23 protein-coding genes and 1 pseudogene are annotated in these 25,652 nt (G+C 66.2%); 13 read left to right on the top strand and 11 right to left on the bottom strand.

What is annotated here, in order from left to right; all coding sequences use genetic code 11:
- Window positions 1–107: 107 nt before the first annotated feature.
- From U1739_RS05155 to U1739_RS05140, 4 genes are read right to left on the bottom strand one after another with little or no spacing between them, the layout of a single operon-like run.
- A complete protein-coding gene (locus U1739_RS05155) occupies window positions 108–803 on the bottom strand; it encodes a class I SAM-dependent methyltransferase (RefSeq protein WP_332704621.1) in 696 nt (231 codons plus the stop codon).
- Complete coding sequence (locus U1739_RS05150; protein ID WP_332704619.1) at window positions 796–2,058, bottom strand: DUF3526 domain-containing protein; 1,263 nt, start codon at window positions 2,056–2,058, stop codon at window positions 796–798. Before U1739_RS05150 ends, U1739_RS05155 begins: the two co-directional genes overlap by 8 nt.
- Window positions 2,055–3,494: an ABC transporter permease gene (locus tag U1739_RS05145; protein ID WP_332704617.1), complete on the bottom strand. Its 1,440-nt coding sequence runs from the start codon at window positions 3,492–3,494 to the stop codon at window positions 2,055–2,057. Before U1739_RS05145 ends, U1739_RS05150 begins: the two co-directional genes overlap by 4 nt.
- A complete protein-coding gene (locus tag U1739_RS05140) occupies window positions 3,491–4,228 on the bottom strand; it encodes an ABC transporter ATP-binding protein (RefSeq protein ID WP_443025491.1) in 738 nt (245 codons plus the stop codon). The genes U1739_RS05145 and U1739_RS05140 overlap by 4 nt, the downstream gene beginning before the upstream one ends.
- A gap of 202 nt (window positions 4,229–4,430) precedes the next feature.
- Here U1739_RS05140 and U1739_RS05135 point away from each other — a divergent pair, with 202 nt between their 5' ends.
- Together U1739_RS05135 and U1739_RS05130 are read left to right on the top strand one after the other, a co-directional pair.
- A complete protein-coding gene (locus tag U1739_RS05135) occupies window positions 4,431–6,536 on the top strand; it encodes a TonB-dependent siderophore receptor (protein WP_332704896.1) in 2,106 nt (701 codons plus the stop codon).
- An 11-nt stretch (window positions 6,537–6,547) separates the two neighbouring features.
- Window positions 6,548–8,371 (top strand): M14 family metallopeptidase, encoded by a 1,824-nt coding sequence (locus U1739_RS05130; RefSeq protein ID WP_332704613.1) that lies wholly within the window; start codon window positions 6,548–6,550, stop codon window positions 8,369–8,371.
- Between the two features lie 510 nt (window positions 8,372–8,881).
- Here U1739_RS05130 and U1739_RS05125 read toward each other — a convergent pair.
- Both U1739_RS05125 and U1739_RS05120 read right to left on the bottom strand, forming a co-directional pair.
- Complete coding sequence (locus tag U1739_RS05125) at window positions 8,882–9,445, bottom strand: hypothetical protein (RefSeq protein WP_332704611.1); 564 nt, start codon at window positions 9,443–9,445, stop codon at window positions 8,882–8,884.
- Window positions 9,442–10,308, bottom strand: coding sequence for a peptidoglycan-binding protein (locus U1739_RS05120; RefSeq protein WP_332704609.1), 867 nt, complete (start codon window positions 10,306–10,308; stop codon window positions 9,442–9,444). Before U1739_RS05120 ends, U1739_RS05125 begins: the two co-directional genes overlap by 4 nt.
- A 592-nt stretch (window positions 10,309–10,900) precedes the next feature.
- On the opposite strand from U1739_RS05120, the gene U1739_RS05115 reads away from it, so the two are divergent.
- From U1739_RS05115 to U1739_RS05105, 3 genes are all read left to right on the top strand, one after another.
- Window positions 10,901–11,470 (top strand): DUF1206 domain-containing protein, encoded by a 570-nt coding sequence (locus U1739_RS05115; RefSeq protein ID WP_332704607.1) that lies wholly within the window; start codon window positions 10,901–10,903, stop codon window positions 11,468–11,470.
- The gene (locus U1739_RS05110) at window positions 11,467–11,685 is read left to right on the top strand and encodes a DUF1206 domain-containing protein (protein ID WP_332704605.1); all 219 of its coding nucleotides are present in this window, start codon (window positions 11,467–11,469) and stop codon (window positions 11,683–11,685) included. The genes U1739_RS05115 and U1739_RS05110 overlap by 4 nt, the downstream gene beginning before the upstream one ends.
- Before the next feature lie 99 nt (window positions 11,686–11,784).
- Complete coding sequence (locus U1739_RS05105; RefSeq protein ID WP_332704603.1) at window positions 11,785–13,236, top strand: M48 family metalloprotease; 1,452 nt, start codon at window positions 11,785–11,787, stop codon at window positions 13,234–13,236.
- A gap of 1,070 nt (window positions 13,237–14,306) precedes the next feature.
- Here U1739_RS05105 and U1739_RS05100 read toward each other — a convergent pair.
- The 5 genes and pseudogenes from U1739_RS05100 to U1739_RS05080 all read right to left on the bottom strand — a co-directional run bounded on the left by U1739_RS05100 (window position 14,307) and on the right by U1739_RS05080 (window position 17,343).
- Window positions 14,307–14,981, bottom strand: coding sequence for a FecR family protein (locus tag U1739_RS05100; protein WP_332704601.1), 675 nt, complete (start codon window positions 14,979–14,981; stop codon window positions 14,307–14,309).
- Window positions 14,982–15,170: 189 nt separating this feature from the next.
- Window positions 15,171–15,284, bottom strand: a pseudogene (locus U1739_RS21125) (FecR/PupR family sigma factor regulator); the annotation flags it as partial.
- A 56-nt stretch (window positions 15,285–15,340) separates the two neighbouring features.
- Window positions 15,341–15,886, bottom strand: a complete 546-nt coding sequence (locus tag U1739_RS05090) for an RNA polymerase sigma factor (protein WP_332704597.1) — start codon at window positions 15,884–15,886, stop codon at window positions 15,341–15,343.
- A 42-nt stretch (window positions 15,887–15,928) separates the two neighbouring features.
- On the bottom strand, window positions 15,929–16,468 hold the full coding sequence (locus tag U1739_RS05085) for an STN domain-containing protein (RefSeq protein WP_332704595.1): 540 nt from the start codon (window positions 16,466–16,468) through the stop codon (window positions 15,929–15,931).
- Window positions 16,469–16,674: 206 nt separating this feature from the next.
- Window positions 16,675–17,343, bottom strand: coding sequence for an energy transducer TonB family protein (locus U1739_RS05080; protein ID WP_332704593.1), 669 nt, complete (start codon window positions 17,341–17,343; stop codon window positions 16,675–16,677).
- Window positions 17,344–17,541: 198 nt separating this feature from the next.
- Here U1739_RS05080 and U1739_RS05075 point away from each other — a divergent pair, with 198 nt between their 5' ends.
- The 8 genes from U1739_RS05075 to U1739_RS05040 all read left to right on the top strand — a co-directional run bounded on the left by U1739_RS05075 (window position 17,542) and on the right by U1739_RS05040 (window position 25,572).
- Window positions 17,542–18,495, top strand: coding sequence for an AraC family transcriptional regulator (locus U1739_RS05075; RefSeq protein WP_332704591.1), 954 nt, complete (start codon window positions 17,542–17,544; stop codon window positions 18,493–18,495).
- Between the two features lie 169 nt (window positions 18,496–18,664).
- Window positions 18,665–18,970, top strand: a complete 306-nt coding sequence (locus tag U1739_RS05070; RefSeq protein ID WP_332704589.1) for a hypothetical protein — start codon at window positions 18,665–18,667, stop codon at window positions 18,968–18,970.
- Window positions 18,948–20,480 carry a ShlB/FhaC/HecB family hemolysin secretion/activation protein gene (locus U1739_RS05065; protein ID WP_332704587.1) on the top strand — a complete coding sequence of 511 codons (1,533 nt, stop codon included), beginning with the start codon at window positions 18,948–18,950 and terminating at the stop codon, window positions 20,478–20,480. Before U1739_RS05070 ends, U1739_RS05065 begins: the two co-directional genes overlap by 23 nt.
- Entirely contained in the window at window positions 20,480–22,225 is a 1,746-nt protein-coding gene (locus U1739_RS05060; RefSeq protein WP_332704585.1) for a DUF2341 domain-containing protein, read from the top strand. The genes U1739_RS05065 and U1739_RS05060 overlap by 1 nt, the downstream gene beginning before the upstream one ends.
- A 12-nt stretch (window positions 22,226–22,237) precedes the next feature.
- Window positions 22,238–22,645: an ExbD/TolR family protein gene (locus U1739_RS05055; RefSeq protein ID WP_332704583.1), complete on the top strand. Its 408-nt coding sequence runs from the start codon at window positions 22,238–22,240 to the stop codon at window positions 22,643–22,645.
- Entirely contained in the window at window positions 22,645–23,364 is a 720-nt protein-coding gene (locus U1739_RS05050; protein WP_332704581.1) for an energy transducer TonB family protein, read from the top strand. Before U1739_RS05055 ends, U1739_RS05050 begins: the two co-directional genes overlap by 1 nt.
- A gap of 46 nt (window positions 23,365–23,410) precedes the next feature.
- A complete protein-coding gene (locus U1739_RS05045) occupies window positions 23,411–25,147 on the top strand; it encodes a putative porin (protein WP_332704579.1) in 1,737 nt (578 codons plus the stop codon).
- A gap of 53 nt (window positions 25,148–25,200) precedes the next feature.
- Window positions 25,201–25,572, top strand: a complete 372-nt coding sequence (locus U1739_RS05040; protein WP_332704577.1) for a hypothetical protein — start codon at window positions 25,201–25,203, stop codon at window positions 25,570–25,572.
- Window positions 25,573–25,652 lie beyond the last annotated feature (80 nt).

Here is a 25,652-nt window from a genome sequence, read left to right as displayed (position 1 = left end):
AATATATCATCGCTCGTTGGCGATGTTTGGTGCGTTGCGCAAGAGGCTTGGCGGCGCAACGCCCGATTACGTAGCGTCGTATCGCTACGACGCGGTCAAGCGAACGGTCAGGCGCGAGCGAGCCACCCGCGCCAGGTGAACGCGGCGTAGAACAGCTCGACATCGTCGAAGCCGGCGTCGCGCAGGCATGCTTCGTCCTCGTCCGGTGTCAGCAATGCCAGGCTGGCCCCGACCGCGATGCGTGCCTGCTCGACCTGCGCGGGGTCGACGCCCGATGCGACGGCATAGGCCGCATAGCGCGACAGCCAGCGCGTGCGGGCCGGTTCGCTTTGCGGAAAGCTCGAATGCGCGACGACGAGCGGCGCGCCCGGCGTCATACGCCCGCGCATCTCGCGCAACGTCCGCACGCGTTCGTCGCGGTCCAGGAAATGGAGCGTGAGCAGGCAGGTCGCGGCGTCGAACGGGCCGGCGGGCGCGGCATCGATATAGCCTTCGATCAGGTCGGCGCGGTGCGCGGCCTGGCCCAGCGTCTCGCGTGCCAGGTCGAGCATCGGACCCGCCGGATCCACCCCCGTGAAGCGCCAGCCGGGCTGCGCGTGCGCCAAGGCCTTGAGTTCGAGCCCGCCACCGGCACCGAGCACCAGCACATGCGCATCGGTGGGCGCACGTTCGGCCAGCAGGATCGCCGTCATGCGATGCACCGCGTCCAGCCCTGGCGTGAAGCGCGGCGGACCGTCGGCATAATGCGCGATGCGCGCGCGGTCGGAAAACATCTCGAGAAAGACCTGGTTACCGTCAGCCATGAGGGACATCCTTGAAGCGGGGGGCGCGGTCGAAATCGGCCCTGGCGAACGGCCGGTCGCGGAACAGATAGCCGTAGTAAAACGTCCGCAGCTGCGCGTGGAATGCGCGGATCCGATCCTGATAGGCGAGCTGCGCGGCCAGATCGGTGTGCGCGAGCCGCGTCAGCAACGCCTGCACCCCGACCGACGGCAGCACCCAGCCCAACGCACGGCCGGCCGCATCGCGGGCCTCCAGCCCGGCGCGATAGGCGTGAACCTTGTCCGCGACGCGCGCATCGCCGTTCTGATGAAAGGCGAGATACCATTTGTAATGGAAGTCCGGGCCGAGCGGCGCCGAGTCCGCCCACTCGGGATGATCGGCATAGAAGCGGCGCATCGTGGTCTCGCGCGGCACGTCCCACGCGGCATTCACTGCCTCGCGCTGCGCCATCGCGATCTCGGCCCCCTGATGTACCGGTATCGCGGCGTTGATCGCCACGTTGGCAAGCGTGGGAACGATCAGGACCAGCACTAGCCATGCGGCGGCCAGCGTCGCGGCATTGGCCACCGAGCTCCACCGCAGGCGCCCCACCAACGCGGCCAGCGCGGCCCAGAACAGCAGATAGGCGGCGACGAGCGCAACCGCGATCAGCATGGCGGACACGGCCACCCCGGCACCTGCCGCGGCGATCACGAAGGGTATGCAGAGCATTCCCCACAGCAGCACGAGCCGCAGCGTAAGCCGACGCCGCCACAAACCTCGCCCCCCGTTCGGCAGCGCGTCGAGCATGCGTTGCCGCCCGGCCTCGCGCTCACCGGAGACGAGGTCGTGGAACAAAGCGATGACGAACAGCGGCGCCAGGAACACCAACACGAACGCAAAGTCGAAGCGCCCGGGCAGCGCGAGCTCGGGATTGAACGTGTCCCCGTCATAGATCTGCGCCTCGAGCCCGAGCGCGCGGACCCGCAGGATGTACGGCGAGATATCGCGCATGCCGAGCGCCGCGAACGCCAGCGGCGCCGGCGCGTCCCAGGTCGGATGGAAGCTGTAATAGGCCGCGCTGCCCGCGTCCTTCGTCCGATCGACATAATCGGCGATGGCGCCGATATCCTCCGCCTGCGCGGCCGGAACGGCGGCGATCGCGGCGCGCTGCCGGGCGACTTCGGCCATGCCGGTCACCAGCGCGGCGACGGTCAGCAGCGCCAGCAACGCCAGGGCACCGACGGTCAGGCGCTGCCGCAACAGCAGCCGGAATTCGTGGCGAAATAGCGTCATCGGCCGGCTCCCAAACGGCGGCTGGCAAACGCCAGCAGGGCCAGTGCGCCCGCCATCCAGCCGAACAGGATCACCAGCCCGGGCAACGCCTCGCCGGCCAGCGCGCTGCCGCTGGGGGGAGCAAATCGGAAATCGGGCATCGCCTGCCAGTTGCGTGCGGCGATCCGCTTGCGGCGATCCGCGCCGGCGTCCGTCGCGCCGTCGTCGGCGTAGCTGACGTCTTCCATCTGCAGCCGGTTGAGCCGCTGGACCAGCGCAAGGCGATACGCCTCGGCCTGTTCGAGGAAGCGGCAATGCCCCGCGAAATCGGTGCCCGCGGCAGCCATCGACAGCGACCGCAGCGCGATGGTGGGGCTGAGCAGGCCGACCCAGTCGACCAGCCCGTTCTGCCGCGCCTGGGCGGCATAGCTGGCATCGGCATAGCGATCGTACAGCGAGGCGCTCAGCCGCTCGCCCTCGATCGCGAGCAGGCCCTTATAGTTGATCGGCAGGTCCTCGACCGTCGCGACGCCGTAGCGATCCAGCACCGATCGCTTGAACTGCGCGAAATGCGGATCGTCCGGATTATGACTATCGCCCATCGTGCGCAGGTCGCGTGCAACCGCGACTTCGGTCTGCAGCCGGTTGCTCAGCGGCACCGCGGCGCTCGCCGCGTCGGGCGCGACGCGCGGCAGCAGGATCACCGCCACCGCCCACAACGCCACCAACGCCAGCAAGGCGTCGCGGCTGCGGCGGACCAGCGTGGAGACGAGCAGGATCAGCACCGCCCACAATGCCAGGTAACCGGCATAGCCGAGCGCAATGGCCAGCATCGGCAGCGCCAGTGCGCCCGGCTGGCTTGCGATGCCGACAAGGCCGATCATCGCCGGCAGGCCGGCAAGCATCGCCACGGCGCTAAGCGCCAGCAATTTGCCGCAAACCACCTGCCCACGGCTGGCGCCTTGCAGCATCAGCACGCGCAACGTGCCGCGTTCGGTTTCGCGGGCGAGCGCCCCGTACCCGAGAAAGATCAGCAGCAGCGGCGCCACCACCTGCAGCACGAAGGCGGGCGTCAGCTGGCTGAACCGCACCAGCAGCGAACTCTGCCGCGCATCGCCGAAATTGGCGGTGTTCTGGCGATGCCCCTCCAGGAACATGCTGTTGCCGGTAAAGGCATCGACGCCCGGATCGAACGCGGCGAGCGGCCCCAGCGGCCGGAAGACGAACGTGCCGTAATGGACGACGCGGTGCGGATGCCGGTCCGGCTGGGCCTTGAAGGCGGATTCGGCCGCATGCGCATGGCGCCCGCGCAGTTCGGCGATACCGTTCTGGTGCGCCCACGAGCTTGCCACCGCCACCAGCGTCAGCAGCACAAGCAGCACGACGGCAATCACGGCGACGCGGTTGCGCGCCATCAGCCGCAGTTCGTCGCGCGCGATCAGGCGCACGATGCTCATGCCACCACCTGCGCGCCGCCGGCCTGGAAGCGGGCGTGCAGCGCGCGCACGTCGAATCGCTCCGCCCCGCTCGCCGCGGCTTCATGCGCGACCCGGCCTGCCTCGATAAAGGCGATGCGGTCGGCAATGTCGGCGGCGGAGAGCAGGTCGTGCGTGACCATCAGCACCGCCGTGCCCCGGTCGCGCACCTGCACCAGCAGCGCGTTGAAGTCCGCGGTCGCGCGCGGATCGAGGCCCGATGTCGGCTCGTCGAGCAGCAGCACCGGCACGCGGCGCAACAGCGCGACCGCGATCGCCACTTTCTGGCGCATGCCCTTCGAAAAGCCGCCGAGCCGCTGGTCCCATGCCGGCTCCTGCAGCCCGGCCGCCGCGAGCCCGGCAACGATGGCGTCACGCGGCTGGCGCTCACCGGATAGCGCGAGCAGGTAATCGGCATTTTCCACGGCCGAGAGATGTTCGTACAGCGCCACATTCTCCGGCAGATAGGCAATATGCCGTCGGGCCCCGTCGGGGTCGGCCGCCGGGTCGATCCCGCACACCGCGATGCTACCCGATTGCGCGCGCGTGAAGCCCAGCAACGCCGACAAGGTGGTCGATTTACCGGCACCGTTGCCCCCCAGCAGGGCGGTGATGCTCCCGGCTGGCACGCGTAGCGACAGCCCGCTCAGCACGTGCTGCGTGCCATAAGCGAGTGTCAGATCGTCGATCAGGATCGGATCGGTCATCGGGAACATCGGGTACCTCGGTATTGCTGGCCGGCGCTCAATGCAGGAATCTGTTTCATGTAACAAGATATCATTGACGATGTTACATCATCACCTTCATAGGCGGGGCGGTCGGCGGTGCCGGGGCGCCGCCGATCGCCAACTCTGAAGGGGATATGACTTGCGACTTTCCTTGGCCGGTGCCGCACGGGCCGGTGCCTTTCCGCTCGCCATGGCCGCCTGCTGCTCGCCCGCGTCCGCGCAATCGGATGAAGAGCTGCGTGACGCACGCGAGCGCGACGAGATCACCGTCACCGGCGTTCGCCAGCCGTATCGCGGCAGCTTCACGCTGCGTGAGATTCCGCAGGCGATCGCGACGATCGACGCCGCGGTGATCGAGGAGAACGCCATCCTGCGCCTGACCGATGCGCTCGATCTCAACGCCTCGGTGGTGCGGCAGAACACATTGGGCGGGCTGTGGGACAGTTTCGCGGTGCGCGGCTTCACCGGCGACGAGAATCTGCCGAGCGGTTACTTGGTCAACGGGTTCAACGCCGGACGCGGCTTCGGCGGGCAGCGCGATGTCGCGGGGATCGAGCGCGTCGAGGTGCTGAAGGGGCCGGCCGCCGCGGTGCTGGGCCGCGGCGAGCCCGGCGGCTCGATCAATCTGGTGACCAAGCAGGCCGAACTCGGTCGCACGTTCGGCACGGCGTCGCTGCAATATCGCAGCTTCGATACCGTGCGGGCGGAGGGCGATGCGAACCTGGCGCTGACCGACACGCTGTCGGCGCGGTTGATCGGCTATGGCGAAACCGGCGACACGTTCCGCGACACGGTGGAGCAGAAGCGCTGGGGCTTCCTCCCGTCGATCGGCCTCAAGCTGGGCGACGCCACGCGCGTCACCTATGACTTCGAATGGACGCGGGTCGAGGTGCCGTTCGATCGCGGCATCGTCGTGCTGAACGGCAATTTCGACACGGTGCCGCGCTCGCGCTTCCTGGGCGAGCCGAGCGACGGCGACACCGTCGCGCGCGCCACCGGGCACCAGCTGCGCGTCCAGCATGACTTCAGCGATGCATGGTCGCTGTCGCTGGGCGCCAGCCACCGCGACACGCAGCTCGACGGTGCGTCGTCGGACGCCGAAACGCTGCGCTCGCGCCAGAAGCTCTATGTCGACGGCCGGTCGCTGTCGCGCCAGCGGCGCACCCGCCAATATACGTCCGAGCACAGCGTGCTGCGCGCCGAGCTGGCCGGCGAGTTCGCCACGGGGTCGCTGCGCCACCGCGTCCTGATCGGCGGCGATTTCGACTATTTCGATACCGACCAGCTCTTCACGCGCTATCGCGGGCCGGTGGTGACGGCGAGCACGACCGATCAGGCGGGCTATGTGCTCGACCTGCAAAACCCGGTCTATGGCCGCTATCCGGTGCCCGTCACTGCGCCGATCACCAACCGGCTCGACGTGCAGCGCACTATGGGCGGCTATGTCCAGGACCAGATCAGCCTGACCGATCGGCTGCAACTGCGCATCGGCGGCCGCTACGACGACTTCCTGCTCCGCGTCGACAACCGGCTGACCAATGTGCTCGGCCGGCGCAAGCGCAGCCGCTTCAGCCCGCAGGCCGGGATCGTCTACGAGCTCAGCACCCCGCTGTCGCTCTACGCGGCGTATGGGGAGGGCTACCGCGCCAATATCGGCGCGGATGCGGGCGGCAACGTGTTCGAGCCCGAAACGAGCAAGTCGATCGAGGCCGGCGTGAAGCTGACCGCGCTGGGCGGCCGGCTAACTGGCACGCTCTCGGCCTATCAGCTCGTGAAATCCAACGTGCTGGCGACCGACACGCTCAATCCGGGGTTCTCGGTGGCGATCGGCAAGGCGCGCAGCCGCGGGATCGAGGCCGATTTGAACGGCCGGCTGCCGGGCGGGATCGATCTGCTGCTGAGCTATGCCTATACCGATGCCGAGGCGCGGTCGCGCGTCCTCGATCCGAACTTCTCGTTCCAGATCGAGCCGGGCGATCCGCTGATCAACATCCCCAAACACAATCTCAACCTGCAGGCGGCCAAGCGCTTCAAGGCGGGGTCGCGCGACCTGCTCGTCGGGGCCGGCGTCCAGCATGTCGGCGCGCGCAACGGCGAGACCGGGACCGACTTCACGTTGCCCTTTCACACGCTAGTCCGCGTGTTCGGTCAGGCCGATCTGATCGACAACGTGCAGCTGTTCGCCTCCGTCGCCAACCTGTTCGACGACCATTGGTACGCCAACAGCTATTCGCCCGTCTGGGTGCAGCCGGGTGCGCCGCGCACCGCCACGATCGGCCTTCGCGCCAGCTTCTGAGTAAAGTCTTCATGCGTCTTATCCCTCTGGCGATCATCGCCCTGTCCGCCGCATCCGCATCCTGGGGGCAATCGAACGCGCCGCTGCCGGGGCTGCCGGCGGCGGTCCTGCCGCCGGTGCAGCCCTGGTCGGGCGCGAGCGAGCGCCTGGTCGCGGCAGCGCACGATCCGTGGATCACCCCCGCCGAACGCGCGGGCTTCGCGACGACGCCGCTTTATGCCGAGACGCGCGCCTGGCTCGAACGGCTTGCTGCTGCGTCGCCGCTGATCCGGATCGAGACGTTCGGCCGCACCGCGCAGGGGCGCGACATGCTGATGGTCCGCGCGAGCAAGGGGGGCAGGGGCGGCCCGGGCAAACCCGTCGTCCTGATCCAGGCCGGCATCCATTCCGGCGAGATCGACGGCAAGGACGCGGGGCTGATGCTGCTCCGCGACATTGCGCTCAGGGGCAAGGACAGCCTTCTTGACATGGTCGATCTGGTGTTCGTACCGATCTACAACATCGACGGGCACGAGGCGATGAGCCGCTGGAACTTCCCGGCGCTGCGCGGACCGCTGGAAAAGGGCACGGTCACCACGGCCCGCGGCATCAACCTCAATCGCGATTACGCCAAGGCCGACGCGCCCGAGACACGCGCGATGATTGGGTTGCTGCGGCGGCTCGATCCGGTCCTCTATGTCGATTGCCATGTCAGCGACGGCTTCGACATGCAGTACGACATCACCTTCACCTATGCTGGCTGGGGCCGCTACGCCTATCACCGCGCGACCGCCGACTGGCTGACGGGGCGGTTCGGCCCGACGGTGAACACCGCGCTGGAGCGCGCCGGCCATATCCCGACGCTCTATCCGAGCCCGATCGACACGCGCGCACCGGAAAAGGGCATCCGCCAGGCGCCGGAGGGGCCGCGCTATTCGACCGGCTATGGCGACTTCATCGGCGTGCCGACGGTGCTGGTCGAGAACCACATGCTCAAACCGTATCGCCAGCGCGTGCTCGGCACCTATGTCTTGCTCGAAGCGGCGCTGAAGCTGGCGGCGACCGATCGCGACCGGATCCTCGCTGCGAAAGCGGCCGATCGCGCCAGCCGGCCTGCCACCATGCTCGCGCGCTGGAAGCCCGCGGCAACGCCGATCGGCTGGATCGACAAGTTCAAGGGCATTGCCTTCGAGACCTATCTGTCGCCGGCGAGCGGACGCCTGGAACAGCGCTGGACCGGCAAGCCGATCACGTTCCGCATGCCGATCATCGGGCAGGATCCGGTCGACACGGTGACGCTGCCCACCGCCTGGTGGGTGCCGGCAGAGCAGGCGGAGGTGCTCGATCGCTTGCGCCTGCACGGCATTCGTTTCGAGGCGACCGATGCCCCGCGCACGCTGACGCTCGATCAGGTTCGCCTGCGCGCGCCGGTGGTGCAGCCCGCGCAGGATGGGCGGTTTCCGCTCAAGGCGTCGTTCGATCACGTTGCCGTCACCGAGACCCTGCCCGCCGGCACGATCCGCGTGCCGGCCGATCAGCCGCTCGGCTTGCTGGCCGCCGCCTTGCTGGAACCCGAGGCACCGGACTCGTTCCTCGCCTGGGGTATGTTGACTGGGATGTTGACCCCCGCCCCCACCCCCGAACCCTTCGTCTCTGCACCGCTTGCGGACGCGTTACTGAGCGGTAGTGCGACTGTCAGGGGTGCGTTCCAGGCAAAGCTCAACTCCGACCCGATTTTTGCAGCTGACGCGGTTGCCCGGCTCAAATGGCTTTTTGCTCGATTGCCCGATTACACATCCTCGACCCTCTTGTATCCAATTCGGAGAGAACGATCGGCGAACGCGCCATTTTCTTGAACAAAACCGAGAATTTTGCTCACAACGGGCGAGCCCGATTTTGACACTCGGACGGAGCATGAATCCCCTCGAGTTTGATGCTTCGCCGTCCGCTCCGGGCGATGCGATTTAGCGAGAAATGACGGGGCCGAGCGGCAGCTTATATGGATTGATCTCAAATAGCCATCAGTCAGTTCTCGCCAATCAAGGTTGATGTCGGACCTGAATGGGCGGCCGGTTTCGGGCAGCGGCAAAGGCGACGTTCATGTCCAAAATTGGGTCTCTACGGCCGCAAAGCTGTCGGTCGGCAGGCGCCACATAGCGGACGTCGCTGCAACATTGCATCGTGGCTAAATGAAAGTCTGTCGGTTCTGTCCGCTGCGCTGTTGACCTAGCTGTTCGGGCGCGCCTTCGATGGAATGCAAACATATCGAGCGCGAAGGCGGTCGAGCTTGCGAGCAAGCAGAAGCACGACATTTTGCTTCGCTCATCGAAGCTTAACGGACCAACTTCGCCTCCTGAGTTCGCGACCTAAAACGGTAGTATCGAAGGCCGGCGCGCCACGAATCTCAGGTCGTGGCGCGCTTTGGGCATCGGGAGGCGAAGCGTGATCTCGTTCCCGGCCGCCGCCGCAATGGTGTTCGAGAAAGGGCTGAGTTGGGCGTCCACGCGGCGCTCGCTGCCGGCTGACAGGACCAAGCTGCCGCTGGCCGTGCCGTTATCATCCCGCTGCAGAAGGGCGCGCGCGTCGTCATTGTCCGTGCGCTTGTCTAGCAGATCGGTGTCCGTCACGTCGGCTGCGGACATCACCACCGCCTCACCCGCCGGGCCGGTCATCGTCAGCGTACTAAGGTCGATACGGACAGCGGTGCGGCCGCGATTGGCATAGACGATCATCGCCGACTGTCCGCCAGTGTCCGACCAGTGAGCGGTAACCCGCGCCGACACCGCTTCGGCCTGAACGGTCGCTGCGCGGTCGCCGTCCGCAGTCTCGGACAGTTGCACGCCCGGCGCCTCGACCGGATCCAGCGGACCGCCGGTGCTGCGGCTGCATGAGGCCAGGAGCAGCGCGGTCACGGCCAGCGCGCGGATCATCCTGCGCGCACCAGTTTAGCGGCGGGCAGGGCCAGGCGCTGCCGGGTCAGGCTGTGGGGACCGCCCAGGTCGCGATCGGGTTTCAGGCCGTTGCGGCGCTGAAACGCCTGGACCGCGTCCAGCGTCGGGCTCTTGCTGCGCCCGACCAGGCCGTCGGCATGGCGTACCTCGAGATAGCCGAGCGCCACCAGCCGGTCTTGAATCGCCTTTATCTGCAGATCGCCGCCGCCGGGGAGCGTGATCGGTCGATAGGCGGCGCTGCGATTACGGGCGCGGATCACGTCCCGGATATAGGGAAAACGCGGGTCCCATGGCGATCGGTCGCCGCCGGTCACGCCATCGCCGAAGTCGGAGATGAAGACGCGGCCCGGTCCCGCAGGTCGTATCCGATCGCGTTCCGGCATGAACCAGCTTTCCACCAACGAGGCCTGTTGCTCGACGTTGAAGCTGGTCCAAGGCTTACCGATCGCGCTCCGCGGAAATTTGTAGGCGGTGCTGCGATGCGTCCCCCAGCCGCGCCATTTGCGCGTCTTCCAAATGTCGCTCACCCCGCTCGATAGCTGCGACCAGATCGACTGGCCCATGTAAAATGTGGGCCACACCCCGTTCTCGCCCTGCCATACGTGGCAGAGCTCATGGATCAGCGTCGCCCTGCGCTCCTTGTCGGTCATCACCCCGCCGAAGCCGTCCTTCCAGTTCACGGTATAGTCGAACTTGCCCGTCGACAGATCCATACCCGCCAGAGTGACGGCGGAGCCCAATTCCAGGTTGGTAAGGTAGACACGATCAAAGGGGATGCTGGCTGCGTATACGGTTCGCGCCAGTTGCATCTCGGCTGCGGTCAGCTTTCTCGCCTGGACCATTCTGGTCTCCCCTGTACGACAGTACAACCAACGCTAATGACCTCGGTTCCCTCGTTGCGCAGTGGAGCGGTACCGTCAATGTTGAGTATAGCCGGCATAGTTGCCGTGGCGTCTTCATGACGCACCTGCCTGACGATCGCGTCCAATTGCGTCCGATTGCGCAGCACGGCCATGCGATCGTGTCTGGCCATGCCGCGCCTTACCAATCAGGCCAATGCGCCGCCGTCGACCGTGAGCGTCGTTCCGGTGATCCGGCACGCGACCGGCGTGGCTAGGAGACCTAGCGCCGAAATTGTTTGATCAGAGCCGAAGCGTCTTTCTGAATGAACGGCTGCTTTATGGAAGCAGCAATAGCGGCTTGAGTGTCCAAGATTGGGTCAATACCGTCAACGCGGTGCGATCGACCAACAAGATCCGGATCGTGCGCAGGGTCTTGGACCAGTCGTTGCGGGCGTTGACTTCGGCGTCCTGCGACGGTTGAACGCCGCCGAACGGCGGCTATCGGATCTGTATAGCGATTAGAGAGTGCCATAGCCGTTTTAGGAACGGAATGGCGATACGGGCCGTTTTGGTGAGGAGGGGGACCACTGCCATGAATGCCAGCGCTCGGCTGACCACACTTACTCGGATCGGCTTCGCCACGCGCGGGATCCTATATCTCGTCATCGCTTTCCTGGTGATCCGCGCCGGGCGCGCGGAGGATCCGGCCGGTGCGCTAGAATATGTTGGCAATGGCGCGGGCGGCGTGCTGCTATCGGTGATGGCGCTGGGCTTGTGCGCCTACGGCATCTGGCGGCTCGCCGATGCGGCCTTCGACATCGAGCGGCATGGCACCGATCGCAAGGGGATCGTAGAGCGGATCGGCGCGGCAATCAGCGGGATCGTCCACCTGTTGCTGACTTGGCAGGCGGTGAACTTGATCCGCGGGCTGCGCGCGAGCGACGACGGCGCACAGGCCGGCACACAGGTCGCGCTCGACTTACACGGCGGTACCATGCTGGTTACGCTCGGCGCGGTCGTATTATTCGGCGTCGGCGTGATCCAGCTGGTCAAAGCGGCGAAGGGCAGCTTTCTCGAGTATCTCGAGCCGCAGATCGCCTCGCGGCCTTGGGCGCGGTGGAGCGGTCGGGCGGGCTATGCCGCGCGTGGGTGGTTTTCATGATCTGCGCCTATCTGCTGCTCAAGGCCGGGATGAACGACCAGGCGGACCAGGGCGGCGGCATGGCGCAGGCGCTATCGTGGCTGACCAGCCCGGCGGACATCGTGATCGGCGTTGGCCTGTTCGGCTTCGGCGTGTTCAGCCTGATCGAGGCCCGGTACCGGGTGCTGCACGATGTGGCGGTGAGCGATCTTGCACGGCGCGCGACCGGGCGCTGAGATGTTCTTCATGTTCTCGCGTCGCCTGGGCTGTGCCGGCTCTCTGCTGATCTCCGCGGCGGTCACATTGGTCATGCTCTATCTCCTCGGCTGGCTGTGATGCGACGCCGCGCTGCCCTGCTGGCGCTCCCGCTCGCCTTGCTGGTCGCGGGCTGCGGCGGCGGCAGCCCGGGCGAGGTGCCGACTATCTCCGAGGAGGATCGCGCGCATGGCGCAGAGGCGCACGCGCAACTGCTTGCCGGGTTCGGGGGGCCCTATGCTGGGCCGCAGGCAGCCTATGTGCGTGGTGTCGGGGAGCGGATCGCTGCCGCCGCGGGGGTGGAGGGGCAGTGCACCTTCACTCTGGTCAACAGCGACGTGGTCAACGCCTTTGCGGTGCCGGGCTGCTACATCTATGTCACGCGCGGGCTGGTCGCGATCGTCTCGAGCGAGGCCGAGCTCGCCTCTGTGCTCGGGCACGAGCTCGGGCATATCCTAGGCCAGCACGCGCAGCGCCAGGAGCGACGGACGATCTGGCGCACGCTGGGCGTGATCGCGGTGAGCGTGACGGGGTCGGAACGGTTGACCCGGCTGGCCAGCCAGGCCGGGCAGTATTTGGGGCTGCGCTATTCTCGCAAGCAGGAATACGAAGCCGACGATCTCGGCGTCGCCTATCTCGAACGCGCCGGTTACGACGTCTTTGCCGCCGCCGACATGCTCACCGCGCTCGAGCGGCAGGACAAGTTCATGACCGCAACGCGCCGCCGCGACGATGCGCGCAGCGTGCCGGAATGGGCGCTAAGCCATCCGCTGACCGGACATCGCATCGAGCGTGCTTATCATGCCGCAGAGGCGACCGGCATTGCCGACGATGCGCTGCCCGAGAATGCGCCGGCCTATCTCGCGGCGGTCGATGGGCTGCTGTACGGCGACGATCCCGAACAGGGCTTCGTGATCGGCCGGCGCTTCGCGCACCCGATCATGCGCATATCGTTCGAGGCGCCGGCCGGCTTCTCGCTCGCCAACAAACCGCAGGCGATCCGCTTGACCGGCCCGAACGGCGTTGCCGGCGAGTTCGGCGGCGGCGCGATGCCGCGCGGCGACCTGCAGGCCTATGCTCAGGCGCTGGTCGCGCACGTTGTCGGCAATGCCTCCGCCGAACCGATCAGTGCGACCGCGACGACGATCAACGGCGTGCCCGCGGTCGTCACTCAGTTGCGCATGGCGGTGCAGGACGGCAGCGTGCCGCTATCGATCGCGGTCTATGATGGCGGCGGTGGGCAGGCCTATCATTTCATCGTCGTCTCTCCGCCGGCCGATATGGACGCGGCGGCGGTGGCGGCGTTGATCCGCTCGTTCCGGCGCCTGTCCCCACCGGAAGCAGCAGCGCTGCGGCCGCGCTACATCCGAACGGTGACGGCAGCGCCTGGCGACACGGCGGCGACGTTGGTCGCGCGCGTTGTTGATCCCGCGCCCCGCGCGCTTTTCGAACTGCTCAACGGGCGCGCGCCCGACAAACCGGTAATGCCGGGCGAGACGGTAAAGATCGTGAGCTACGCCGATGGCCCCTGAAACGCGCGCGGCGGCGACAACCGTATAACGGCTGCACTGGCGCGACCCGGAGATCGCGCGGCTCGCTTTTCCCGGCAGCACGATGACGCTGCGGCATGGCTTCGGATCGGGGCCGGCGCTGCGCCCGGGCGATCCGCCGGGGCATTTCTGGGCGCTGGGCGATCGCGGGCCGAACATCAAGGCGCGGGACGCGATCTAGCTGTACGGTCTCGTCGATCTGGCGCCGCTCGGCGCGCTGGCCGGCGCCAAGATCATGTCGCAGGTCGATATCAGCCCGGCGCTGGCCGAATTCCGCATTGTCGGCAACCACTATCACCTAGCCAAGCGCGGATAATGAGAAGCGACCATTGAACGGAGATGAACCAATGGCTGGTTTTGGGAAGCCGCTAAACGGCTTCAAATGGCCGCGTTTGGTCTAAAGGTCGCTGAAACGGTAACCGTTGCCGCCGGCACGGCGATGTCAACTTATGGCATTTTCGCTCATTCGCCACGAGTCACATCCGCATGGCCGTGTTATACGCGATCGGAGCATAAGCAGTGCGGCGGCGCCGATGAGCGATCCCAGACCATGCTCAAGGCGACGGCTGGCAGCCAGCGCCGGAAGCGAACGGAAGCCCCGCGATAACGGGGCCCAACGTCGCACCGCCGCGGCCGATGCCGATGACGAAACCAGTGCCGCCCGCGCGCACTGCAGTTGGGAATGCTTGGGCGAACAATGCGTAGAGCCCGAAGACGGCGGCGTTGGTGCAAAGCCCGGCCATCAAGAAGCCGATCGATTCAGGCGGCAGGAACTAGGCGATCAGCGGGAAGACGCCGGTCGCCAGGACACCGAAGATAAAGAATGTCGCGCCATCCGCCACTGGCCAGCAGCATCGAGGCGAACGTTCCGCCGACGTGCCTTTGACGGGGGGAGGGCGAGCGAGCGGCGCGGTGCGATCGCGAAGATGGGCGTCAGGGAGCGGTCAGATCCCGGTGCGACCATGGTCCGGTGAAACACGCCAGCGCCGCGACTATCGCGATCACCGGCACGTGGCGTCCGCGAATCCAATGGATTAGATCGCTTCAAGCGCTCAGCCCAGCAAAACGATGCCACCAGGCACGCGCGTGGCGCTCACGTCCAGGAGCTGCTGGATTTGTACTACCGCCAGTTCGATCTGGTTGATGTGGAATACGCCTGTCACCAGTCGCCCGCCCTTTGCTTCGTCGGTGAGGATTAGACGGCCGGGAAAGTGGCGGTTGATCTCCACGAGCGCTTCGCCGAGTGGCTTTCCATGAAACACCAGCAGACCGCGCCGCCATGCCAGCGTATCGGATGCATCGACGCGGGCGCTCCGGATTTCGCCGTCGGCGCCATAGGTCAGCGCCTCGCCCGCTGCGATCTGCGTTCGCCTGCCCGCGCGTTCGCTGGCAACGGTCCCTGTGACGCACGTGATGCACAACGCCGCTTGGTCGGTGCGCACGGCGAACGATCCCCCGCTGCTGGCGGCGCGAATGTCCCTCGCCTGCACGGCGAACGCCCCCTGACGCGGCGCTACGGAGACGTACACTTCGCCGGCGATCAGATTCACGCCGGACGTGCTACTGGAGGTCGACAGGCTCGATCGCGAGTTCAGTTCGACCTGCACACCGGCCACGGGGGAGAAAGCCTGGCGTTCGCCCGCCTTAGTACGGCGGTCTGCCATCAGTTCGGCATAGGACGGCCACAGCCCGAACGGCGGGGTTGCGATCATTCCGCCGGCGATCATCGACCCGGCCAGCGCCGCGCCCCCCAGAAACGCTCGCCGACCAACAGGTAAAGAATATGCCCGAACAATGTTGTGCCCTGGCGAATACGCTGCGCGATCGACCAGCGGCATAGCCCGCAACTCGCCGCAAAATTCTTCCGCCTGGCGAAAGGCGTCCTGATGATCGGCACTGCGCCCCCGCCAGCGCGCGAATTCGCGCGCGTCGGCATCGGTTACCGTGCCTACGGTCAGCCTCACGACCCAATCGATCGCTTCGAGCTTTACGGGCTCAACATCCGATTCCGGCTGATCGCGTAGCGTCATGCGCGCTGCGATTGGCGGTTGATATGATGGGGCGCACGATACACTGGATTTGTCCTCTACTTACTAGACAGTCTGACGCGGCCAACAGCGAGAATATCTTTTCGCCCGAGCCGTTTCGCGCAGTGGATCACGGCGGCGCGGATATCGGCCTGGATGGTACGGACGCTGACGTCGAACCGCGCGGCAAGCACGTCGGGCGGGGTGGAGCCCATGAAGCTCTCGAGAAAAGCCTCGCGTTGCCGCTGCGGCAATTCATCCAATGCGCCGAGCACGATGGCAAGCTCGGATCGGCCCTCGGCGATCCGAGCAGGCCCGGGGGCCTCATCGGCGACATCCGCCAGATCGGCATGGTCCGATGCGAGCGGGCGGTTGGCACCGACGCCGCGCAGGTTGAAGGCGGTATTGAGCGCCGCGCGGTAGACATAGGCCTCGGGATTTTTGACCGGCTCCAGTTCGCCGCCCTGGCCCAATCGCATCCAGGTTTCGTGCAACGCATCGCTGGCCAATGTCGCCGACCCGAGTTTGTGCGTCAGGCGGCCCTTTAATTGCTGATAACGATCGACCAGCGACCGGCGCAAGTGGGTGCGGGTCGACTTAGGCATGGTCGTGCCTTGTGCGGGCGCAGATCATGACGCGCGGTCGCATTAGCGCGACCGCACGTCGAAGATCAGCGGCTGCGGCAGATCGGCGGGGGGACGGTCGGCCAGACGCTGCCCCTCCAGCAAGCTAACGACCCGCTGCGCCTGCATGCGATCGCTGCCCGGGGTGACGATTTCCACATGATGGAGCGTACCATCCGCGTCGATCCGAGTCCCAATGCGCGTCACAACGGGTGTGCCGCTGACCAAAACCTTGGCATCGACCAACTTGCGCTGAATATCCCGCGCCAGCCCGAACGTATAATCCCGGTATGGCGGTCGCGCCGGGCCGCCGATCAGCCGCGGCGCCGTCACGCGCATCATATCCAGCGCCAATGTCGCCGGGGCGCTCCATCGTGCCGCAGCCTCGCGCTGCTGTGGCGGCTGGCCGATGACGTACACGACGGCCGACCTGGGGCTGGTAAATCTCATCGTCAGCCCCGTGCCAATCAGCATCCGGCTCAGCGCCTCGGGACGGCTGAGACGCCCTGCCACGGCCGACGATCGACGCCCGCTGGCGACCGAATCGTTGAGTAGGATATCCACGCCACTCTCTTCGGCAAGACGGGAAAGCGCCTGTTCCAACTTCTGGCTGGGGATGTCGTACCGGCGCACATCGCTGCTGTCGCCGGCCGATAGCGCGGGGCATGTCCAGCCCAATATCGCCCACGCGGCAAGCACGATCCGGCCAATCTTCTGCCATTGCGTCGTCCATACGGCGTTGTGAGGCGCCGCCCTGTGGAGGATTCGCGTCACCGGAGCGAGAAGCCGATTGGCAGCGTCACGTCCAGGGGGTCGGGCCAGTTGCGCGGCATCGGCGGCAACGGCGCCGCCCGCCGGACGGCCGCAACGGCCTCGTCGTCCAACAGACGCGATCCGGAACTGTGCTCGATCCAGGCAGAGCGCACCCCCCCATCGCGATCCATCACGAAATGTACTTCCGCCACGCCTTCGAGCGCCGTGCGTTGCGCTTCCGGCGGGTAACGGCGGTATCGTTCGATATGCTCGAGCAGACGGAGGCGAATGTTGTCCATCGCCGCGCCGGTCGATGGCGACGCGCCATCCAGTGCAGTGTCGCTGGCAATCGTCAGCCGGCCGGGGTTGCCGGCAGGTCCAGGCGCTGCGGCGCCGCCATCGGTTGAGCCGCCGCCCGGTTCGCTGGGGTGCAACTGCGCGGCAGGCTTCACCTGCGCGGCATCAATGGGCTTGCGGACGACTCCGGCGGTATTGCCGGTCGGTTCGACGCTGTCGGATGGCACGGCCGCGAGATCGATCATGACCAGATCCGCATCGGCATCTGCCCGAGCTCGGCCGCCCCGGGGGCCGGCAAGCGCTGCCGCGAGCAGCGCCAGCCCCACCGCGACATGCAGGACGACGGAGGCGCCGATCGCGATCGGGCGGGAAAAGTCCTGGGAGGGCATCGATGGCGCCATATCAGTTTAACGATGACATATCCGCTACAGCCTACAAGGATGTCATCTGGCCGTTGCAATTACAACGTAATGCCATCTTATCAATCATGTGGCGCAAAATAAGTCTGCGCTAAGTTTTCAGACGGGCTGTCTTCTCAAGTGAAGGGAGTATCCATGTCGCCCGTATCGCCCGCCAGATCGCCTGCCATGCGCCCGCGCACCACGACGGTACCCGCGCGTGTTGCTGGCGCGGTCGGCCGAGAGCGGCCGCAGCGAGCCGAACTGGATACACCGCGACCGACCTGTGACGGGCTGTCGCGCTCCGCCCCGGCCGATCGCCGTGCGACGATCGGCACCGTGACGGCAGATCTTCGCTTTTTTGCCTGCACGCAGCAGATTTCGCTGACCGTTACGGCAGCCCAGATCGTCCTCATCCTGCCGCTGGCCGGCTCGGTCGATATTTGCGCGGGCGCGAATGTGATTTCCTGCACGCCCGATCAGCCGGTGCTGCTGGCGCGCGACGGAACGATAAGCACGATATGGTCGGACGCTAGCCGCGGTCTCGTCATTCAGTTGCGCCGAGAGCGCGTTCAAGCGGTCGCGAGCGATAAATTGGGTGACGCGCGCCGTTTGGGCGGTGTGATTACTGCGCTCGCTGCCGATGCAGTGCAGCGTGACGCTATCGTCGGCCGCATCATGCATGTCATGGCACGGCCCGCCGGGCTAACGCCCGACGATCGGGCGATCGAAGCCGAGTTTTACGATGCGCTGGTCGGGCTGCTGCGGCAGTGTGCCGACCCTGTCGCGACATTCCCACTGGTACGCTCGATCACCCAGACAATGCGGTATATCAAGGCGCACCCCCACGAAGCCTGCGACATAGACAGCCTAGCGGCGGTCGCCGGGGTCACCGCGCTGACGCTGCGTAAAGGGTTCAGGTCCAGCCTTGGCAAGACGGTGACCCAATGCGTCCAGGCCGTGCGCCTGGATCGGGCTTTCACCTGTCTCGCCAGTAATAGTGACAGCCGATCGGTTCACGCGCTCGCACTCGAGGCGGGCTTCAAGGACGGATCGTCATTTTCGCGCGCCTATGTCCGCCAGTTCGGTGAAACGCCCAGCGAAACACGCATTCGTGCGACTAAAAATGTTTTAAGCGAGTAGATTCGCGGCAGCGCAAAATACTTTTTATGATTATATATCCAGCATCGATCTTCGTGGAATGTACATCCGCGTATATTAAAGATGGACATCTAATTTTATCGCAATGGACATATTAGAAGTTATTTAGTGTGAAATGCGTCATGTGTCACTGAACTGACATGGTTCAAGTTTGAAGATGACAGAAGCGCTCGATCAAGCAATTGTCACGACGTTTCTTCTTGAGAATATCCGGTTCACCCGTCATCAGCGCCAAGTCAGCGGGGCGCTGCGATGCAACATACCAAACGGCCCGCTTAGTCAGGACATTACCGGTACCTGCCTGGCTGACAGCCAGGCGCGAGTGCGCGGCAAGGGGCAAGCGATTGATGACGGTGAAGGATCGATGGCGGCTATCCGCAAGTGTTGCGGTGTTCGCAGCATCATGGTGCGCCGCGTCACCAGCGTTCGCGCAGGTGCCAGCCGGCGGGTCGGCTGAGGCCGCGTCGGTCGCAAACGCCGCGTCGCAAGCCCGCTTCTTCGTCCGTGCCATTCAGGTGAAGGGCAACACGATCCTGTCGCCGGCTGTGGTGGAGGACATCGTTTATCCGTTCATGGGCCCGGACAAGACACCGGACGATATCGAGGCGGCACGGGCGGCGTTGCAAAAGGCCTTCGAGACCAAGGGCTATGCGACCGTATCGGTGTTCATCCCCGAACAGTCGGTGGATTCAGGAGTCATCCGGCTCGAGGTGCAGCCGCAGACGATCGGCACGGTGGAGGTCGCCGGGGGCAAGCGCACGTCGCGCGATTGGGTGATGGCGCGCGCGCCATCGCTGCGGCCGGGCGCCACGCCCAACTTCACCGAGGTGCAGCGCGACGTGGTCGCACTCAACGGCTCGGCCGACCGCAAGGTGACGCCAGAGGTCAAGGCCGGCGTGGCGCCGGGGACGGTCGACGTGGTGCTCAATGTCGAGGATCGGACGCCGTTCCATGCCTCGGCGGAGGTCAACAATTACAGTTCGGCGGCGACGACGAAGACGCGCGTGTCGGCGACGCTGCGCTATGACGATATGTGGGGGCGGGGCGACAGCCTGTCGGTCTCGGCGCAGACCGCACCGCAGCGGACCGAGGACGGTACGGTATTCTCGGCCAATTATCTCAGCCGCCTCGGCCGCGCGCAGCTGCTGCTCTATTATGTCCATTCGGACAGCGACATCGCCGTGGTCGGCGGCACCAGCGTAATCGGCAAGGGCGATCTTGGCGGGGTGCGCTTCATCCTGCCGCTCGGCCAGCGCGAGGGTTTCTACCAGTCGCTGACCGCCGGAATGGACTACAAGAACTTCAAGGAAAACGTGCAACTCGGCGCGGATCGCGACAGCGCGCCGATCGAATATCTGCCGTTTACGATCGGCTGGCGCGGCGATTGGACGGGGGATAAGACCAAGTCGAACCTGTCGCTGACCAGCGTGTTCGGCGTGCGCGGGCTGGGCGACGGGCTGGAGCGCTTCGATTACAAACGCTACGGCGCCAAGCCCAATTTCTTCGTGATGAAGGGCGAGGCGGCATCGACCGCGGACATCTGGGGCGGGCTGCAGCTCTCAATGCGCGCCACCGGCCAATGGTCGCCCGATCCGCTGATCTCGAACGAGGGGTTCAGCCTGGGCGGCATGGATACCGTGCGCGGCTATTACGAATCCGAAAATCTCGCCGATTGGGGCATCGCGACGCAAGGCGAGCTGCGCTCCCCTGAACTCGCCACGGTGATCGGCGGGCCGTTCAAGGAACTGCGCGTGCTGGGCTTCCTGGATAGCGGGTTCGGCGGCATTCACCGGCGGCTGATCGGCCAGGACGACAGCTTCTGGCTGGCCTCGGCCGGCCTTGGCGGTCGCCTCAAAGTCTTCAACTTGTTTAGCGCCGCCGTCGATGTCGGCGTGCCGCTGCGTGATGGTCCCGACACCGATCGGGCCGACATCTTCGCTCGTTTCCGTATCTGGGGGGAATTTTGATGACGTTTTCTGTACGCCTTCGCAAAGGCGTCGTGGGGGGCCTGCTGGCTGCCGCTGCGCTGACCGCCGCCACGCCGGCATCGGCCTGGTGGGAGCCCGATTACGCCTATCGCACCAAGATCAACCTGAATGCCCAAGCCGCCGGCGTCACCGGCGAGGTGGCGCGCGCGCCGGTGCTGGTGCGGCTGCACAGCGGCAATTTCAGCTTCAAGGACGTCAAGGCCGATGGTTCGGACCTGCGCTTCGTCGGCGGCGACGATCGCACGCCGCTGAAGTTCACGATCGAGAAATGGGCGCCGGGCGAGCAGCAGGCGCTGGTGTGGGTCGATGTGGCGGGGCTGAAGCCCGGCGCCGCGACGGCGATCTATGCCTATTACGGCAATAAGGACGCCAAGTCCGGGCAGGACGGGGCGGGGACGTTCGGCGGCTATAAAGCGGTGTATCATTTTGATAACGCCGGCGCGCCGCGCGACGCGCTAGGCAGCGCCAATGCCAGCGGCGGTGAAGGCCGCAACACAGGCGGGCTGATCGGGCAGAGCCTGAAGCTCGACGGCACGGCGCCGATGGGCCTGCCCGCTGCGGCGTTCGTTGCCGGCCCGCTCAGCATCTCGTTCTGGGTCAAGCCAGCCGGTGACGGCACGATCTTCACGCTGCCGGGCAGCGTATCGCTGGTGTCGCAAGGCGGTCAGCTTTTCATCGACGCAAACGGTACGCGCAGCGCCGGTGCGGCGCTACCGGCGGGCACCTGGGCCAATGTTGCGCTCGTCAATGACGGCGCGAAGAGCGTGCTTTACGTCAACGGCCAGCCGGCCGGCGAGACGGCCGGCGCGCTCGGTGCGGCGAGCGGCAACGCCGTCATCGGCCAGGGCTTCACCGGCGAGATCGACGAGTTCCGCGTCGCGGGCACGGCGCTGCCACAGGCCGCGTTCCAGCTGGCCGCGGGTAGCGAAGGGCAGGGCGCCAAGCTGGTCACCACCGCTACCGCCGAACAGGCCGAGACCGGCGGGCATAATTATTTTGGGATCCTGTTCGCCGCGCTCACGCTCGATGCGTGGATCGTCATCGGCATCCTCGGCGTGATGCTGCTGCTCGCCTTCTGGGTGATGATCACCAAGGGTCTGCTGCTGAGCAAGGTCGGGGCGGCCAATGACGATTTCCTCGACGCCTACGGCCAGCAGGCGCGGCGCAGCGGCGACCATGACGGGCTGCCAGCGTTCGATCCCGGCACGGGGGCGGCCAGCTCGACGCTCGGCCGGCTCTATCAGATCGGCCGGCGCGAACTGACCGACCGGCTGAGCGAAGGGCGTTCGAGCGGCAGCCGCTTCGCGATCCGCGCGCAGTCGATCGCGGCGATCCGCTCGGCACTGGATGCGGGGCAGGTGCGCGAAAGCCAGAAGCTCAACAAGCAGATGGTGCTGCTGACCATCGCCATCTCGGGCGGGCCGTTCATCGGGCTGCTCGGCACCGTGCTCGGCGTGATGATCACCTTCGCCTCGGTTGCTGCCGCCGGTGAAGTGAACATCAACGCCATCGCGCCGGGCATCGCCGCGGCGCTGCTCGCCACCGTCGCTGGCCTTGCGGTCGCGATCCCGGCCTTGTTCGGCTACAATTACCTGGTCAGCCGCGTCGAAGAAATCACGGCCGACAACCAGATCTTCGTCGACGAGCTCGAGAAGCGCATCGCCGAGACGTGGCAGGACAATGATGGTCCGGCTGCCCCCCACACCGCCATCGCGGCCGAATAGGGGGATCGGACGATGCAGATCCAGGGCAAGAAGCCGTATAACGAGATCAACATCACCCCGCTCGTCGATCTGACGTTCGTGCTGCTGATCATCTTCATCCTGCTAACCACCGCGGCGGTGCAGGGCATCAAGGTCGATCTGCCCAGCGCAAGCTCGGCCAAGACGCTCGATGCACCGAAGAGCCGGGTCATCGCGGTGACCGACGATGGCACGATCTCGATCGACGCCGTGCCGGTGTCGCTGGTCGAGCTGGAGGGCGAGTTGCGCTCCAGCATCGCCACCACGCCGGACTTGGCCATCATCCTGCGCGGCGACCGCGCGGTGCAGTATGACAAGGTGATGCAGGTGCTCGACCTGTGCTCGAAGGTCGGCGTGCCGAGCCTGGGCATGGCTTCGACCCGTCCGCCGGGCGGCGCGTGATGGCCGCCGCTACGCTAGGCGATCCGGCGATGCTGGGCGGCCCGGGGCCGCGCCGGCGCAAGCGTTCGCCGGTCACGTTCGGCCGGATCGTGGTGGTGCTCGGCATCGTCCTGGCGCTCGCGCTCGCCTATATGCTGGCTGGCCGGGTGACGGTCAGCGAGCGGCCCAACGAGATGAAGACGACGACGGTGATCCTGCCGCCGCCGCCACCCCCGCCGCCGCCCGAACCCAAGCCGCAGGAAAAGCCGCCCGAACCCAAGCCGATGCCGCTCGACCAGCCGGTCGTCGACACGCCGCCGCCGCCCACGCCCGATGCGCAGCCGGTCGCCGGCGACAGCGCGCTCACCGCGCGCGAAGGTGCGGGGCCGAGCAATTACGGCCTCGCGGTCGGCAATGGCGGCGGCACGCGGATCGGCGGAAAAGTCGGCGGCGGCACCGGCGGCAACGGCTTTGGCGCCTATGCCAACATCGCCGTGACCGACATCCGGCGCGCCGCACAGAGCGATGCCGCCTTGTCGCGCGGACGCTATAGCGTGCGGCTGCTCGTCACGGTCGATGCCGATGGGCGCATCACCGGCGTGCGGCTGATCGACGGGTCGGGCGACACGCGCCGCGATGCCGCGATCGAACGCCGCCTGACCGGCCTCCAGCTTTCTCAACGTCCGCCGCAGGGCCTGCCGGCCATGCGCATCCAACTCAATACCCGCTCGGGCGCCTGACGCGATGTCCGTCCTGCCTCCAGCCGTCTCATCCAAGGGAATGACCATGCTTTGCTTCACCACCCGCTGTTCCAGGCTCAAGCCGGCGCTGATGGCCTGCGCCGCGGGATTGTCGCTGTTCACCTCGCCGGCCTACGCGCAGAACGCGCAGGTCGATTCCACCAAGCTGCTGGAGCTGATGGTCGCCAAGGGCCTGGTCACGCGGGCCGAGGCCGATCAGCTGATCGCGCAGGCGACGGTGCCGCCGCAGCAGCAGGCCGCGATTCCCGCCGGCGGCGTGTCGGGCGACACCCAGACCATTCCCTATATCCCGCAGACCGTGCGCAACCAGCTGAAGGAAGAATTGCGCACCGAACTGGCCAACCAGGCCGCCCGCGAAGGTTGGGCACGCCCCGGCGAAGTGGCGGAGTGGACCAAGCGCATCACCCTGTTCGGCGACCTGCGCGTGCGCGGCGAAGGCACGTTCATGGACAAGGGCAATTTCGACCTCGCCTTTCCGAACTTCACGGCGATCAATGCCGGCCCGGGCTACGATGTCAGCCCGTCCAACCCCAATGCCGCACCGTTCCTCAACTCGACCAGGGATCGCCATTCGGCCCGCATTCGCGCGCGCTTCGGGCTGAAAGCGCGGATCGACGACTGGATCGGTGCCGAGGTCCGCCTGGCCACCGGCAACGATCGTTCGCCGGTCTCGACTAACCAGAATCTCGGCGCGAACGGCGAGTTCGGCAAATATGCCGTGTGGCTCGACCGCGCCAATATCCGGCTCAACCCGGTCAAGGATGTCGATCTGGTGTTCGGTCGCTTCGCCAATCCGTTCTGGACCAGCGAAATCCTGTTCGACGAAGACATCAATTTCGATGGCCTGGCGGCCAGCGTCCGCGCGCCGGTCGGCGATCGGCTCCAGCTGTTCGCCAATGCCGGCGCCTTCCCGATCTTCAACACCGACTTCAATTTCGGATCGAACGAGGCCGGCGCCTTCTCGTCGAAGGATAAATATCTGTTCGCCGGGCAGATCGGCGCGCAGTTCAAGCCCGTCGACACCGTCGCGGTGCAGCTTGCCGCCGGCTATTTCCGGTTCGACAATGTGCAGGGTAGGACCTCCAGCCCGTGCTTCTTCGACCAGGACGTGTGCGACACCGACGCGACCCGGCCGCAATTCCTGCAGTTCGGCAACTCGCTCTTCCCGATCCGCAATATCGTGCCCGATACGGCCGATCCGATCGGCAGCCCGAACCCGCAATATTACGGCCTGGCCTCGAAGTACGAGATCCTCAACGTCCACGGGCGCGTCGATTATACCGGCTTTGGCAGTATCGGCGTCCGGCTCGAGGGCGATTACGTCAATAATCTCGGTTATGACCGCCGCACCGTCGCGGCGCGCGCGATCAACAACCTCGGGCCAGGCACGAACGTTCCCAATCCCACCCAGGACAATAATCCCGCCACCAACGACGCCACGATCTACAATCCCGGCCCCTATGCCGGCGGCAATACCGGCTGGATGGCAAACCTGACCGTCGGCAAGCCCGATATGATCGACGTCGGCGACTGGCGGCTGTCGCTCGGCTACCGCCGGGTTAAATCCGATGCCGTGCTGGATGCCTTTGCCGACAGCGATTTCCATCTCGGCGGCACCAATGCCAAGGGCTGGACGATCGGCGGCGGCTATACATTCGGCAACAATACCGCGCTCAGCGCGCGCTGGCTGTCGTCGGATACCATCTCCGGCATCCCGTTCTCGAACGACATCGTCCAAATCGATCTGACGACGAAGTTCTGATCGTGCGTCGGGGTGATCTCTGCCGCTTGGCCGCATCGGCCACCGGGGCTGCCATGCTGATGCTGGCCGCCCCGGAGGCCGGTGCGCAAGCGGATGCGCCGGTCGGCACGCCGGCACCGAGCGCGCCGCTCGGCCGCGCCGCGCCGGCGGCCGGCCCTTGCGTGGAAGTGGACATTGCCGGCAACAAAGCGGGGCACCTCGATTGCGCCAGCCAGCGCCTCCAGGCGGCGACCCGCCAGGCGCAAGCCAGCGCGCCCAATGCCGATCGCTTCGACGTGCCCAATGCGCGGTCCGCCGACGTGGTGACCGGCGTCGCCAACCAGACCGCCACCCGCCAGCGCATGGGCAACCAGTTCGGCGTCGGCGTTCGCCCGCAGCGCCCTGCCGCGCCGGTATTCGCGCCGCCGATCGGCCGCAAACCATGATTCTCGCGCCCAATCCGCTTTACGTATCCCCGCTATCGCGCTCGCTCGGCTCGCTGCCTGCGACAGCGCAGGAGTCCATC

The sequence above is a fragment of the Parasphingomonas puruogangriensis genome (assembly GCF_036663635.1).
Lineage (GTDB): Bacteria > Pseudomonadota > Alphaproteobacteria > Sphingomonadales > Sphingomonadaceae > Sphingomonas.
This window is presented reverse-complemented; position numbering and strand designations above follow the sequence as displayed.